This window comes from Acinetobacter sp. NigerLNRRAM0016, assembly GCF_054112845.1.
The window spans coordinates 319,985-332,014 of the sequence record NZ_JBSYVT010000001.1 but is presented as its reverse complement, the minus strand read 5'-3'; the positions used below and the strand labels follow the sequence as shown (position 1 = coordinate 332,014).

11 protein-coding genes are annotated in these 12,030 nt (G+C 41.6%); 7 read left to right on the top strand and 4 right to left on the bottom strand.

The features are described 5' to 3' along the window. Positions 1–495 precede the first annotated feature (495 nt). The 4 genes from ACWQ4X_RS01585 (at position 496) to ACWQ4X_RS01570 (ending at position 3,335) form a co-directional block, all read left to right on the top strand. Positions 496–1,845: an aromatic acid/H+ symport family MFS transporter gene (locus ACWQ4X_RS01585; RefSeq protein WP_457902464.1), complete on the top strand. Its 1,350-nt coding sequence runs from the start codon at positions 496–498 to the stop codon at positions 1,843–1,845. 195 nt (positions 1,846–2,040) lie between these two features. Next, positions 2,041–2,406, top strand: coding sequence for a hypothetical protein (locus ACWQ4X_RS01580; protein ID WP_158293840.1), 366 nt, complete (start codon positions 2,041–2,043; stop codon positions 2,404–2,406). A 5-nt stretch (positions 2,407–2,411) separates the two neighbouring features. Then, entirely contained in the window at positions 2,412–2,624 is a 213-nt protein-coding gene (locus ACWQ4X_RS01575) for a hypothetical protein (protein WP_457902463.1), read from the top strand. Positions 2,625–3,086: 462 nt separating this feature from the next. Then, a complete protein-coding gene (locus ACWQ4X_RS01570) occupies positions 3,087–3,335 on the top strand; it encodes a hypothetical protein (RefSeq protein WP_457902462.1) in 249 nt (82 codons plus the stop codon). Positions 3,336–3,532: 197 nt separating this feature from the next. On the opposite strand, the gene ACWQ4X_RS01565 is transcribed toward ACWQ4X_RS01570, so the two are convergent. Then, positions 3,533–4,078, bottom strand: coding sequence for an NADPH-dependent FMN reductase (locus tag ACWQ4X_RS01565; RefSeq protein WP_457902461.1), 546 nt, complete (start codon positions 4,076–4,078; stop codon positions 3,533–3,535). A gap of 246 nt (positions 4,079–4,324) precedes the next feature. On the opposite strand from ACWQ4X_RS01565, the gene ACWQ4X_RS01560 reads away from it, so the two are divergent. From ACWQ4X_RS01560 to ACWQ4X_RS01550, 3 genes are all read left to right on the top strand, one after another. Next, the gene (locus tag ACWQ4X_RS01560) at positions 4,325–5,692 is read left to right on the top strand and encodes an MFS transporter (RefSeq protein ID WP_100242612.1); all 1,368 of its coding nucleotides are present in this window, start codon (positions 4,325–4,327) and stop codon (positions 5,690–5,692) included. 270 nt (positions 5,693–5,962) lie between these two features. Then, a complete protein-coding gene (locus tag ACWQ4X_RS01555; RefSeq protein ID WP_457902460.1) occupies positions 5,963–8,356 on the top strand; it encodes a YgiQ family radical SAM protein in 2,394 nt (797 codons plus the stop codon). A gap of 323 nt (positions 8,357–8,679) precedes the next feature. Further along, positions 8,680–9,225, top strand: coding sequence for a DUF2726 domain-containing protein (locus ACWQ4X_RS01550; protein WP_457902459.1), 546 nt, complete (start codon positions 8,680–8,682; stop codon positions 9,223–9,225). Positions 9,226–9,264: 39 nt separating this feature from the next. Here the strand turns inward: ACWQ4X_RS01550 and ACWQ4X_RS01545 are convergent, their stop codons facing one another. The 3 genes from ACWQ4X_RS01545 to ACWQ4X_RS01535 form a co-directional block, all read right to left on the bottom strand. Then, on the bottom strand, positions 9,265–9,621 hold the full coding sequence (locus ACWQ4X_RS01545; RefSeq protein WP_142769739.1) for a RidA family protein: 357 nt from the start codon (positions 9,619–9,621) through the stop codon (positions 9,265–9,267). Positions 9,622–10,042: 421 nt separating this feature from the next. Then, positions 10,043–11,098: a DNA polymerase IV gene (gene dinB, locus ACWQ4X_RS01540; RefSeq protein ID WP_457902458.1), complete on the bottom strand. Its 1,056-nt coding sequence runs from the start codon at positions 11,096–11,098 to the stop codon at positions 10,043–10,045. A 101-nt stretch (positions 11,099–11,199) separates the two neighbouring features. Beyond that, positions 11,200–11,970, bottom strand: coding sequence for a glycoside hydrolase family 25 protein (locus ACWQ4X_RS01535; protein WP_457902457.1), 771 nt, complete (start codon positions 11,968–11,970; stop codon positions 11,200–11,202). Between the last annotated feature and the right edge of the window lie 60 nt (positions 11,971–12,030).

The following is a 12,030-nucleotide window of genomic DNA, read 5'->3' as shown; positions in this document are numbered from 1 at the left end:
TAACACCCCTAACCTAACGGTTAGGGGTGTTTTTTATTATAGATAAGAAATTAAATATATACAAACTCTAGCTAATAGAAGTTATGAGACTGTTAAATCAGATTTAACTGTTCATGAATAGAATAAAAAATAAATAACTCAGTATTATTAAAAATATTTTCTTTGAGTTTCGTGAAACTGGAAATATTAATTTAATTTTATATAAAATTTTATTATTGCTCTAGGCTTAATATATTTAATTTTTGTTTAATTCCATTAAACAAATCGTTTTAATTTCAAAAATTCCATTGATTTTATACTGATAAATAAATTTTAAAAAACAATATTTTATTTTTAATTTAGACTAATGTTGAATTTTTATACCACTATAAAATATGTAAATATTGCATAAATTACTTTAGTGAATGACTTCTGTTTAAACTGAATTTACAGATTATAAAACCGAAGAGCGCTAGTTAAAGTGCAATGAAACAATCGATTCACAGGGGGTGGGTAATGTCAGCTAAAACAGTAAATGTGAATGATATTATTGATCACGCAAAATTTAAGCCATTTCATTTTAATGTTGTCGCTTGGTGCTTACTGATCATTCTATTTGATGGTTATGATTTGGCGATTAATGGCGTAGTTTTACCATTATTGATGGATGAATGGGGCTTAAGCGCTGTACAAGCAGGGATGTTGGCAAGTACTGCATTGGCAGGGATGATGTTTGGTGCGATGACCTTTGGCTCTTTGGCTGATAAAATTGGTCGTAAAAAAGTCATCATGATTTGTATTGTACTGTTTAGCGGTTTAACTTTCGCAGGCGGTTTTGCTTCAAATCCAACAGAATTTGCGATCTTACGTTTTCTTGCGGGTTTAGGGATTGGTGGGGTGATGCCAAACCTAGTTGCGCTTACATCTGAATATGCACCAAAAACCATGCGTAGCACACTGGTGACCACGATGTTCAGTGGTTATGCTGTGGGTGGTGTTATGGCGGCATTATTAGGCGCTGCCTTTACGCCGACTTTTGGCTGGCAGATTATGTTCTTCATTGCAGGGATCCCTTTATTTTTATTACCTGTAATTTGGAAATTCTTACCTGAATCTTTAATGTTTATTGTCAAAGAAAATAAGCAAGAACAGGCACGTCCGATTGTTGCACGTTTGGCTCCTGAATTAAGCATTACTCCAGAGACCACCTTTGCTTTACATCAGACCAATGAACCTGAAGCGGCGAATGTGGTGAGTTTGTTTAAACGTGGTCGTGCCATCAATACTTTGCTGTTCTGGCTGGCTTTCTTTACCTGCTTGCTCACCATGTATGCTTTAAGCAGTTGGTTGCCAAAGCTGATGATGGCGGCAGGCTATTCCATGAATAACAGCTTAATGTTCATGATGACCATGAATGTCGGCGCTGTGGTTGGTATTATTGGCGGTGGCGTATTGGCGGATCGTTTCCATCTAAAACCAGTCTTAATGTGTTTAGGCATTATGGGGGCGATTGTGATGAGCTTGATGGGCTTCCAATCGAATCAGTTCTTGCTTTATATCTTAGTCTTTATGGCGGGTGCAGCATCAATTGGTTCGCAAATGCTGTTGTATAGCTATGTGGCGCAATATTATCCGTTAGCTGTCCGTTCTACTGGAATTGGTTGGTCATCTGCGATTGGTCGTATGGGGGCAATTGTTGGTCCTATTCTCATTGGTGCGTTGCTTGGTATGAATTTGCCTGCACATTTCAACTTTATTGCGGTGGGCTTACCCGTACTCATTACCGCGATTGCTGTCGCGTTAATTATGGATGAAAGTGACCTCGAAAAGATCAAAAACAATGCTTCTGTTACGGCTAAAGCTTAACTTTTTCTCAATCTAATTGAGTCAAAGCAAGAATCCAAATACCCAAATCAATCGATTTGGGTATTTTTTTGGCAAATTTGCGAATGAAAGTTATGCAGAATATGATTGTTATTGCTGAAAATATAATCTAATTTAAAATCAACGAAGAATAACAATATGTATACCTATCTAGAAAAAGAATAGGAGGATTTACACTTGGAAATTCAATCCGCTGAATCAGCTTTTCGTGCCGTTTGGGTTGCTCCCTCGATTATTTTAAGTTTGGGCATCACACGGCTTTGTTCAGATATGATTTTATGGGTGCGATCCTATCGACATTTTTCTTTAGACTGGATTCCGCTTACATGGTCAGCCTGTATTTTTATTTGGCAAATTCAATATCTCTGGGCAATTATTGAACTTCCAAGTTTGATCCGAACATGGACCTTACCTGAGTTTTTGGCCTTACTTTTATTATCCTTAACCATTTTTTTGCGAGTGCACTGGTTGTACCTCAGCAGGAAAAGGATATTCAAGGGATTCATGAAGAGCGCACCATTTGGCGAGGGCGTGGTGCCTTAATTGCCGTGTCAACTTGGGGGCTGGTTGCGGTATTGGTCGATGTTTGGATGTTTAAAGAACCATTATTCGCGTTGGGCACAATTTTAATGTTTGGCGTGGGTGTGATGCCGCTACTGTTTTTACTGACGAAGAACCGCTGGAAACGTGGTGTGATTACTTTAGTTAATTTTGTACTGACGCTTTGTGCTGCTTGGATTCAATCACCGAAATCTTATTAAAAATTCAGTGAGCCTATAATTGTAAGATCGAGGAACTTTGTTTCATTCAAAGTGCTACTTTTCAACTTTAAGTATTAGACTTTTCAAATCTAACCTAAATTGTAGATCTGCTCTGGCTAAGTCTTAGCAATGGCATTAGTGCTTTGCTTAAAGTGTAAACAAAAATATCAAAAAGTATTGCAGAAGAGCGTCCCACATCATGCTTGTGAATAAAAGGGAAAAGCAGAGCACGCTCTGCTTGAAAAGCTAGAGACGGTCTACTCTTGATGATTACCTACAAACGTTCTATGTTGAGTGAAAATTAAACAAATAAAGGTGGTGTCAGCATCCAGTAACTTTTCTTCTCATATTTTATTTAGCATATGAACTTTGATTTTCATTCAATTTCAGGAGATTTTATTTATTCAAAATTAATGCGACACGCAAATCAGGCGTGGAAAGGAGATAAAAGAGGATACCCTCATGGGAACAACCTTAACCCTCAATTCACGACGGCTTTCCATCATCGGACAGCGCATTCCAGCAATCTATGATGTCGTCATCCCAAAAAATTGTCCTCCTGCTCATCCATGGAAAATTAATCGATATTATTCAACAAAGGCAAACGATCAATCACTTTCAACACAAGCCTTAAGCATCGTGAAGGTGGCAGAATTTATACGACTAGCATCAGTTGATTTAATGAAAGAGACCAAAAGGATGAGATTTTAACCAAAGCCATCAATCGCTCGATAAAGGAGATCAACTCTTAAAGAAAATGTATTGAATCACCCATCTATGGATTTAAAGAGAAACAGGAAAAATCAATTCACGTAGAGTTAACAGTTTTGCAAACGAGTACCAGAACAAGATAAGAAACGCTGTTGGACAGGGTTTCTTATCTTCAAAAATAATCAAAAGAATTATATTTAGCGGGTTGCAGCATATTTCATCAGTTTGTGCAGCATCGTTTGCAAGCCACGCACTTCAAATTCATTCGCCTCAAAAATTTCATCTTTATTGCGTTTAAAAATATCACGAATTTCAAGCACGGCATTTGGATCAATCATGCCCAAGCTTGAGGTCACTTGACGGATTTGGCTGACGGAGCGAGAGCCATTGGTTGTGCCATAGCCGATAAAAGCTGCGGGTTTGTCTTGCCATTCTTTGCCCACATAATCCAAGGCATTTTTCAGTGCGGGACTATAGCCATGATTGTATTCAGGGCTAATAAAAATAAAACCCTCAGCTAAGGCAATTTTATCAGCCCATTGCTGCTGTTTTGGCTGATCATAAATGCCTGTTGCAGGCGGATGTGATCCCGCAAAGAGCGGTAAATCCCATTGTTTGAGATCGACTAATTCAATTTTCAGGTCATTTAATTCAAGGCTGGGGATACACGCATTGACCCAGTTCGCGACTTTAATGGCGGTTCGACCTTCACGAACACTGCCCACAATAATGTAAATTAGCATGATCTTTCCGATATTTTATTCTTGTTGCTAAATTAACCAGCGCGTGCAGGTTTTCCCAGTGTAACTTTGTGAATAATACGGAAAAATAGCTCGATCTATATCTTGAACAATATAAAAACGTGAATAATTAAGTAATTGCATACCTTTATGGCATATCTATATATGCAATCGGTTTTGGACAATAAAGCAGCTTTGCCGCATTGTGGTGGTCTAATTTGGGACGACTTCACAGGTTGGAGGTGAAGCATGAGTACACAGAACTTGAATATCAACACGGTGGTTGATGAAGCCAAATTTACACCCTTTCACTGGAGTGTTTTGATTTGGTGCTTGCTGATTATTATTTTTGATGGCTACGATTTGGTGATTTATGGCGTTGCCTTACCCTTGCTGATGCAGGAGTGGGGGCTAAGTGCCGTACAGGCAGGCTTACTCGCCAGTACGGCATTATTTGGGATGATGTTTGGTGCAATGAGTTTTGGTACTTTGTCCGATAAATTGGGGCGCAAGAAAACCATCATGATCTGTGTGGCGATCTTCAGTGGTTTTACCTTTTTAGGTGCTTTTGCTTCATCGCCAGTCGAGTTTGGCATTTTAAGATTTCTGGCAGGATTGGGGATTGGTGGGGTAATGCCGAATGTGGTTGCCTTGATGACCGAATATGCCCCGAAGCGCATTCGCAGTACTTTGGTTGCGGTGATGTTTAGTGGATATGCCATTGGTGGTATGACTTCGGCTTTACTGGGGGCATGGCTTGTCGCAGATTATGGCTGGAAAATCATGTTCATTCTTGCGGGTATTCCATTTGTCGCCTTGCCGATCCTGTGGAAGTTTCTACCTGAATCTTTAATGTTCTTAACTAAAAAAGGTGACACTGCACAAGTGGCGAAGATCGTTCAGAAAATTAGCCCTGAACAAAACATTAATGCGGCAACACAGTTTGTGCTGAATGATGTGATTGCGGGTGATGAAGCGCCCTTACGTGCCTTGTTTCAGCAAGGACGTACTTTCAGTACCCTGATGTTTTGGGTGGCTTTCTTCATGTGCTTGTTGATGGTCTATGCCCTTGGCAGCTGGTTACCAAAATTGATGATTCAAGCGGGCTATTCACTTGGCGCCAGCATGTTATTCCTGTTCGCCTTGAACATTGGGGGCATGGTCGGTGCGATTGGTGGCGGAGCTTTGGCAGATCGTTTCCATCTTAAACCTGTACTCAGCATTATGTTCACTGTAGGTGCTTTAGCCTTGATTTTACTCGGCTTTAAAAGTCCACAGGCAATCTTGTATACCCTGATTGCGATTGCTGGTGCAGCCACCATTGGTTCACAAATTCTGCTCTACACCTTTGTTGCACAATTTTATCCTGCTGCTGTACGTTCAACGGGCATGGGTTGGGCTTCAGGGATTGGACGGATTGGTGCGATCGTGGGTCCAATCTTGACAGGTGCATTACTGACCTTGCAGTTGCCGCATCAAATGAATTTTCTGGTGATTGCGATTCCAGGTGCGATTGCTGCATTGGCGGTATTCATGGTGAATTTAAAAGCATCAGTCGATGGTGCTGCTCAAGAACAGGCTCCGTTACAGACCTCTAAACGTTCAGCAGTGAGTTAAATCTTTATTCTGAATGTATGCATTCAATGACCACCTGCTTGATGCTACGGCAATCGAAAAGGTGGTTTTTCTATGTGAGCAAGTCTATGAGTTAGGTAAGTATGCTAAAGATGCAGGGTTTTGATTTTCGAATAAACATTAATTTTTAGATGCTTGTTTTTGTATATATTTTAATCAAGCAAGATGAATTAAATTCATGGTAAAATGATCGACTTTCATCTTTGATCTATTTTTTTGGATCTTCCATCTGCCAGCCGAGAATTGCTAGCCATGTCTACTGCTTATACCATGCAGACTGCGCCAAAAGCGTTGTTTGATTACGACAAATATTGGGCGTCATGTTTTGAACCCGCACCATTTTTGCCGATGTCACGCGAGGAAATGGATCAACTCGGTTGGGATAGTTGCGACTTTATTTTGGTGTGTGGTGATGCTTATATCGATCATCCATCATTCTGTTCAGGCATTATTGGTCGTACTTTAGAAGCTCAAGGTTTCCGTGTCGGCATTATTGCACAACCCGATTGGACCAATGCGGAAGCATTCCGTGTTTTGGGTAAACCGAACATCGCTTGGGGCGTGACCGCAGGTAACATGGACTCAATGATTAACCGTTATACGGCTGATCGTAAAATCCGTTCCGATGATGCTTATTCACCAGACAATGTCCCGAACAAGCGTCCAGACCGAGCTGCAACGGTGTATTGCCAACGTGTACGTGAAGCTTTCCCAGATGTGCCTGTATTGCTGGGCGGGATTGAGGGTTCCTTGCGTCGTATTGCGCATTATGACTACTGGTCAGATAAAGTGCGTCGTTCGATTTTGATGGATTCGAAAGCCGACTTATTGATGTATGGCAATGGTGAACGCTCGATTATTGAGGTGATGCACCGTTTAGCCAAAGGTGAAAAAATTCACGAAATTACTGATGTTCGTGGTACTGCATTTATTATTAATAAACACAATCGTGCGTCTAAAGCACAGTTTGTGGAAATTGCCTCGAATGATGTCGATACCGTGGGTCGTGTTGACCCGATCATCAACCCTTATGTGATGACAGATGATATTGATGGTTGTGAAGTTGAAAAAGACAAAGGTAATTCATTAGCGCAATATCAAGATTTCCAAAAAGAAATGGTTGCCAATCCGATTGTGCGCGAAGGCGATCAACTGGATGACGATACGCAAATCGTTCAGCTCAGAGCTGCGCCATCGAAAGCGATTAAGCATAAACTTCCGCCACGTGAGTTAGCGGTGATTCGTCTGCCGTCTTTTGAACAAGTGGCAGATGATCAGGTGCTGTATGCCCATGCCAACCGTATTTTGCATTTGGAAACCAATCCAGGTAATGCCCGTGCTTTGGTTCAGCGTCATGGGGAACGTGATGTGTGGATTAACCCACCTCCAATTCCGTTAACGACGGAAGAAATGGACTATGTGTTTGATTTACCTTATGCGCGTTTGCCACATCCTGCTTACGGCAGTGCGCGTTTCCCTGCATTTGATATGATCAAATTCTCAGTCAACATTATGCGTGGCTGTTTTGGTGGCTGTACCTTCTGTTCCATTACCGAGCACGAAGGGCGAATCATTCAGAACCGTTCTGAAGAATCAATTCTGCGTGAAATTGAAAAGATTCGCGACACTGCACCACAATTTACCGGCATTATTTCGGACTTGGGTGGGCCAACCGCCAACATGTACCGTTTGCACTGTAAAGATCCTGAAATTGAAAAGAACTGTCGTAAGCCTTCCTGTGTTTATCCAGGCGTATGTCAGAACTTACATACCGATCACGCGCCTTTGGTACAGTTGTACCGTAAAGCACGTGAAATTAAAGGTGTGAAAAAGATTCTGATTGGTTCAGGTCTGCGTTACGATTTGGCCGTATTGAACCCTGAATATGTGAAAGAGCTGGTGCAGCATCACGTCGGTGGTTATCTCAAAATCGCCCCTGAACATACCGAGAAAGGTCCATTGTCCAAGATGATGAAACCGGGGATCGGGACTTATGACCGTTTCAAACAAATGTTTGATCGTTTCAGTAAAGAAGCGGGTAAAGAACAGTATTTGATTCCTTATTTCATTGCGGCACATCCGGGTACCACCGATTACGACATGATGAACCTTGCGGTGTGGTTGAAGAAGAATGGTTTCCGTGCCGATCAGGTTCAGACCTTCTATCCATCTCCAATGGCAACGGCAACCACCATGTACCATACGGGTAAAAACCCATTGGCGAAAGTGGCACGCTATACCGAAGAAGTCGATATTGTGAAAGGTGAAAAACGTCGTCGTTTACATAAAGCCTTCTTGCGTTACCATGACCCAAACAACTGGCCTTTACTCCGTGAGGCTTTGAAGGATATGGGGCGTGCGGATCTTATTGGTAACTCGAAGCAGCATTTGATTCCAACCTACCAGCCACAAGGCACGGAAGGGGAATACAAATCTGCACGTAAGAAAAACTCGACGGTTGCAGGTGATTCGCAAAAACGTACCGCAGGTACGCGTAACTCGAATAGTCAAGGTCAAAATAACCGTCCGAAAAAGGGGCAGGTCTTGACCCAGCATACGGGTTTACCGCCACGCGAAACGGGTGAGAAACGTCCGTTTAATACCAATGCAGCGAAGAAAAGAAAAAATCCGAAAGCACGAGCTTAACAGGATGGAAAAAGACGCTTCGGCGTCTTTTTTTATGCTTCTATTCGTCGGAATTGTTTGACACCAGACCTAAGATGAATTGCATCTTGCTTCAAGATTAGGCTAAAGTAATCCTATTCAGTTTGCGTGTGTAAAAAACATACGGATTAGTTGGCTCGCGTCAAGTCACGTGTGGTCAGTTTTTATAATAATTTTCGTCAAGATGAATGTAGTTTTTTTAACTTGAACGCTTGAATAAAAATAGAGGCGCTATAATCGATTTTCGGCAAAAAAAATCGGGATAAAGCCGCAGGATTATAAGAATAGATTTAAGGAATAAATTTATGAGTATGTATTTGTTGATTGGACTCCTATTAATTTTTAGTTTGATGGTATTTAAAAGTTTTAATAGCCAATCAAAACAACAAGATAGCGTGCTAAAACGTCGTGCTGTATTCAATTTGAATGAACAGCTGGCTTTTACCCGTTTAAAAGAAACCTTGCCGACGCATACCATATTGGCGCATGTTTCCTATGATGCCTTGATGACGACCAAATATAGTCGTACCCGCAATAAGTATCGTAATTTATTGGCTGATTTTGTGGTGATGGATGCATCACATCAAATTGTGGCGATTATTGGCTTAGATGATCCGAACGTACTCAAACGCTTTCAGCAAGCCCATTATAAGGATGCGTTGCTCTCGATGGCAGGCTATCGTGTGATTCGTTATGATGAAGTGCCGAGTTATCAGCAAATTCGTCGCGACTTTTTCGGTGAGTTGCGTAAGGAATGGCAGGAACCTGATGCCCAAGAAAAGGATACCTCATTGAAAAAATATAATTTTTATCACAACCACGAAAAGCGCAAACTGAAAGTATGGGGATAAGATCAGCTTGAACGATGGTTCAAGCTGAGGGTAAGCAGATTATTCTGGGCGAACCGCTACGACGGTCATTTCAACCAATACTTCTGGTTTATACATCTTCGCTTCGACACAGGTACGTGGTAAAGCTTGCATATCTGCACACCAAGCATCCCAAACTTCATTCATACCCGCATAATCATTTTCAATATCTTTTAAAAAAATCATGACGGATAGAATATGGCGTTTGTCTGTGCCAGCATCGGCAAGGAAACGATCAATAATGTCTAAAGTCTGTTGGGTTTGTCCTTTAATATCGAGACTGGTGTCTGCAGCCAATTGTCCTGCAAGATGAACCAAGTTACCTGAAATGGCAATTTCAGAAAAACGCTTTTCGACATGTAAACGTTGAACCGTCATGTGATTTCCATGATGTTAAGAGAACACTCAGTTTACGTGATCCGCGATGAACTGCAAATGCTGTTTTGTAGATAGCATAAAGCCTAAAACAGAAGCATTGAGCGCGATGCATGTCTGAGAAAAATTCTTAAGCGTTTGAATGGGAACAGAAAGAAGAAATGAGCTGGTCTTGTAGTTTTATGATAAGAAGACAATTGATTGAAACCATGTGACTTATTCAGAATTGCCCTGTAATACTCGGATTGGATCGTCGCGTTCATCACAGGACAACATGCTAAAAGTAAAGGTGATTTTTAGCATTTCAGCGTTTACATGGATAATGTCTCGCGTGAACTAGGGTAACCTAAAAATAAAAAAAGTGTAGGGCTAATTGTTGTCTTTTTATTCTTTTGTCTAAAAAAGAAACAAAATATCGTCATGCCTACCACAGGCTGAGTTGTGGTTGCTCATCGTCAGTAGTTAATTGATAGACCCCCACACCAATCAGCCGGAATTGATTGGTATCTGGAATATGCATTTCATTGAGCAGTAGCTCCAGCACTTGGGTGAGTTCTGCAAGGCTGCGGAGCGGGGATTTAAAACTTTTACTATGTTGCAGCACTTGAAAGTTCTTTAATTTCAGTTTGACCGTGACACCGCGTGCTCGCAGTTGTTTCCGATTTAAACTCTCCCAGACCTGTACTGTTAACTTGGACCAGTAAGGCTGACATTCTTGCAAGGTAAAATCATCATCAAAGGTGGTTTCTTTGGAAATTTGCTGACGCTCACGTTCCACCTGCACAGGGCGATCATCAATGCCTTGCGCATATAAAAACAATTGGTGCCCATATTTACCGAAGTGATGAATCAGGGTGCTTTCTTCGATTTTTTGTAAATCACCCAATGTTTCCAGTTGCAGCTGTTTTAATTTTTCTTGAGTGACTTTTCCAACCCCAGGAATTTTCTTTAAAGGTAAATGCTGAATAAAGCTTTGCACTTGGCTGGGTTTGATGACACACAGCCCATCGGGTTTATTCCAGTCTGAGGCGACTTTTGCCAAGAATTTATTTGGTGCTACACCTGCAGAGGCGGTCAGTCCTGTGGTTTGAACAATCTCGGCACGAATGCGCTGTGCAACTTCGGTTGCGCTGGGTAAAGCAAACAAATTTTCCGTGACATCCAGATAGGCTTCATCTAAAGACAGTGGTTCAATCAGCGGGGTATAGCGCTGAAAAATTTGATGAATTTGTTCGGAGACTTCACGATATTTATTAAAATTGGGTTCAATCACCACCACCTGCGGGCACAACTTTTTGGCTTGACTCATGGACATGGCGGAGCGAAGACCAAACTGACGGGCTGGATAAGAGGCGGCAGCAATCACTGCACGTGGATGATGCGAGGAAATTACCACAGGCAGATGCTTGAGTTCGGGGCGATCACGCAATTCGACCGATGCAAAAAAAGCATCCATATCAATATGTATGATTTTTCTCATAACACTCAAATCAATCTCCCTGAATTGGAGAGTATGGCATGCTCAGGCAGTGCTGTGTAGCCACACATTTTTACTGCACGACAACCTATGACGGTTATGGTTTAAGGTGAGGTTGGTGTCAGGGGTTGAATACCATTCTTTTGCAAAAAAATGCTCCAGTCATAGACCGAACCGTGGAAGACATTCATGTCGACAGGTTTTGTGATCCCTTGGATTGAGCCTTGATTGGTATGTTGCCAAAAGATCCATTTCGGATTGCCTTTCAGCTCAGGTTGTCCTTGATATTCACGCACCCAAAGTGGCGTTTGTTTAAATTCGCCTGCCAGTACAATGTTATAAAACGTTTTGGAAATATAGAATATTGGCTGTTTCCCATAGTGCTGTTGCAACTGGTCATGCATGACCTGAATCTCGGATAGCAGTTGCTCTTTGGTATAGGTATTAATACAACGGCTGTCATATTCCAAATCGATCACAGGTGGGAGGGCGTCAGGTTTATTGGGTACTGTTTCAATAAAATTCTGTGCCTGAATTTGACCATCGCGGCACAGACGATAAAAATGATATGCCCCAACCAGAAAACCTTGTTCACGGGCTTGTAGCCAATTGTCCTGAAACTTTCGATCTTTAAAATCGCCGCCTTCTGTGGCTTTTAGATAAATAAACTGGAATTTTTTACGGGGAATCTGCTTCCAATTAATTTCACCTTGATGATGCGAGACATCGAAGCCCTGCACAGGAAATTCCTGCGCAGAAGCAGGATTCTGATGAAAAATAGAGAGATAAAGGAACACGGCAAGTGCAAATGTACCCAACCCAATGCAGGAAGCCAGCAAAGACTTGGATTTTTTTGTGCGCGTTGCTTTACTCATATGTTATTTCATCTGATGTCGTGCAGCTATGATAACGCGATCATAAAACCGACTCCACGT

Coding starts and splice junctions, on each gene's coding strand:
- ACWQ4X_RS01560 (WP_100242612.1), top strand. CDS start 4,325: ATGAGTACACAGAACTTGAATATCAACACGGTGGTTGATGAAGCCAAA.
- ACWQ4X_RS01570 (WP_457902462.1), top strand. CDS start 3,087: ATGGGAACAACCTTAACCCTCAATTCACGACGGCTTTCCATCATCGGA.
- ACWQ4X_RS01565 (WP_457902461.1), bottom strand. CDS start 4,078: ATGCTAATTTACATTATTGTGGGCAGTGTTCGTGAAGGTCGAACCGCC.
- ACWQ4X_RS01555 (WP_457902460.1), top strand. CDS start 5,963: ATGTCTACTGCTTATACCATGCAGACTGCGCCAAAAGCGTTGTTTGAT.
- ACWQ4X_RS01535 (WP_457902457.1), bottom strand. CDS start 11,970: ATGAGTAAAGCAACGCGCACAAAAAAATCCAAGTCTTTGCTGGCTTCC.
- dinB (WP_457902458.1), bottom strand. CDS start 11,098: ATGAGAAAAATCATACATATTGATATGGATGCTTTTTTTGCATCGGTC.
- ACWQ4X_RS01550 (WP_457902459.1), top strand. CDS start 8,680: ATGAGTATGTATTTGTTGATTGGACTCCTATTAATTTTTAGTTTGATG.
- ACWQ4X_RS01545 (WP_142769739.1), bottom strand. CDS start 9,621: ATGACGGTTCAACGTTTACATGTCGAAAAGCGTTTTTCTGAAATTGCC.
- ACWQ4X_RS01585 (WP_457902464.1), top strand. CDS start 496: ATGTCAGCTAAAACAGTAAATGTGAATGATATTATTGATCACGCAAAA.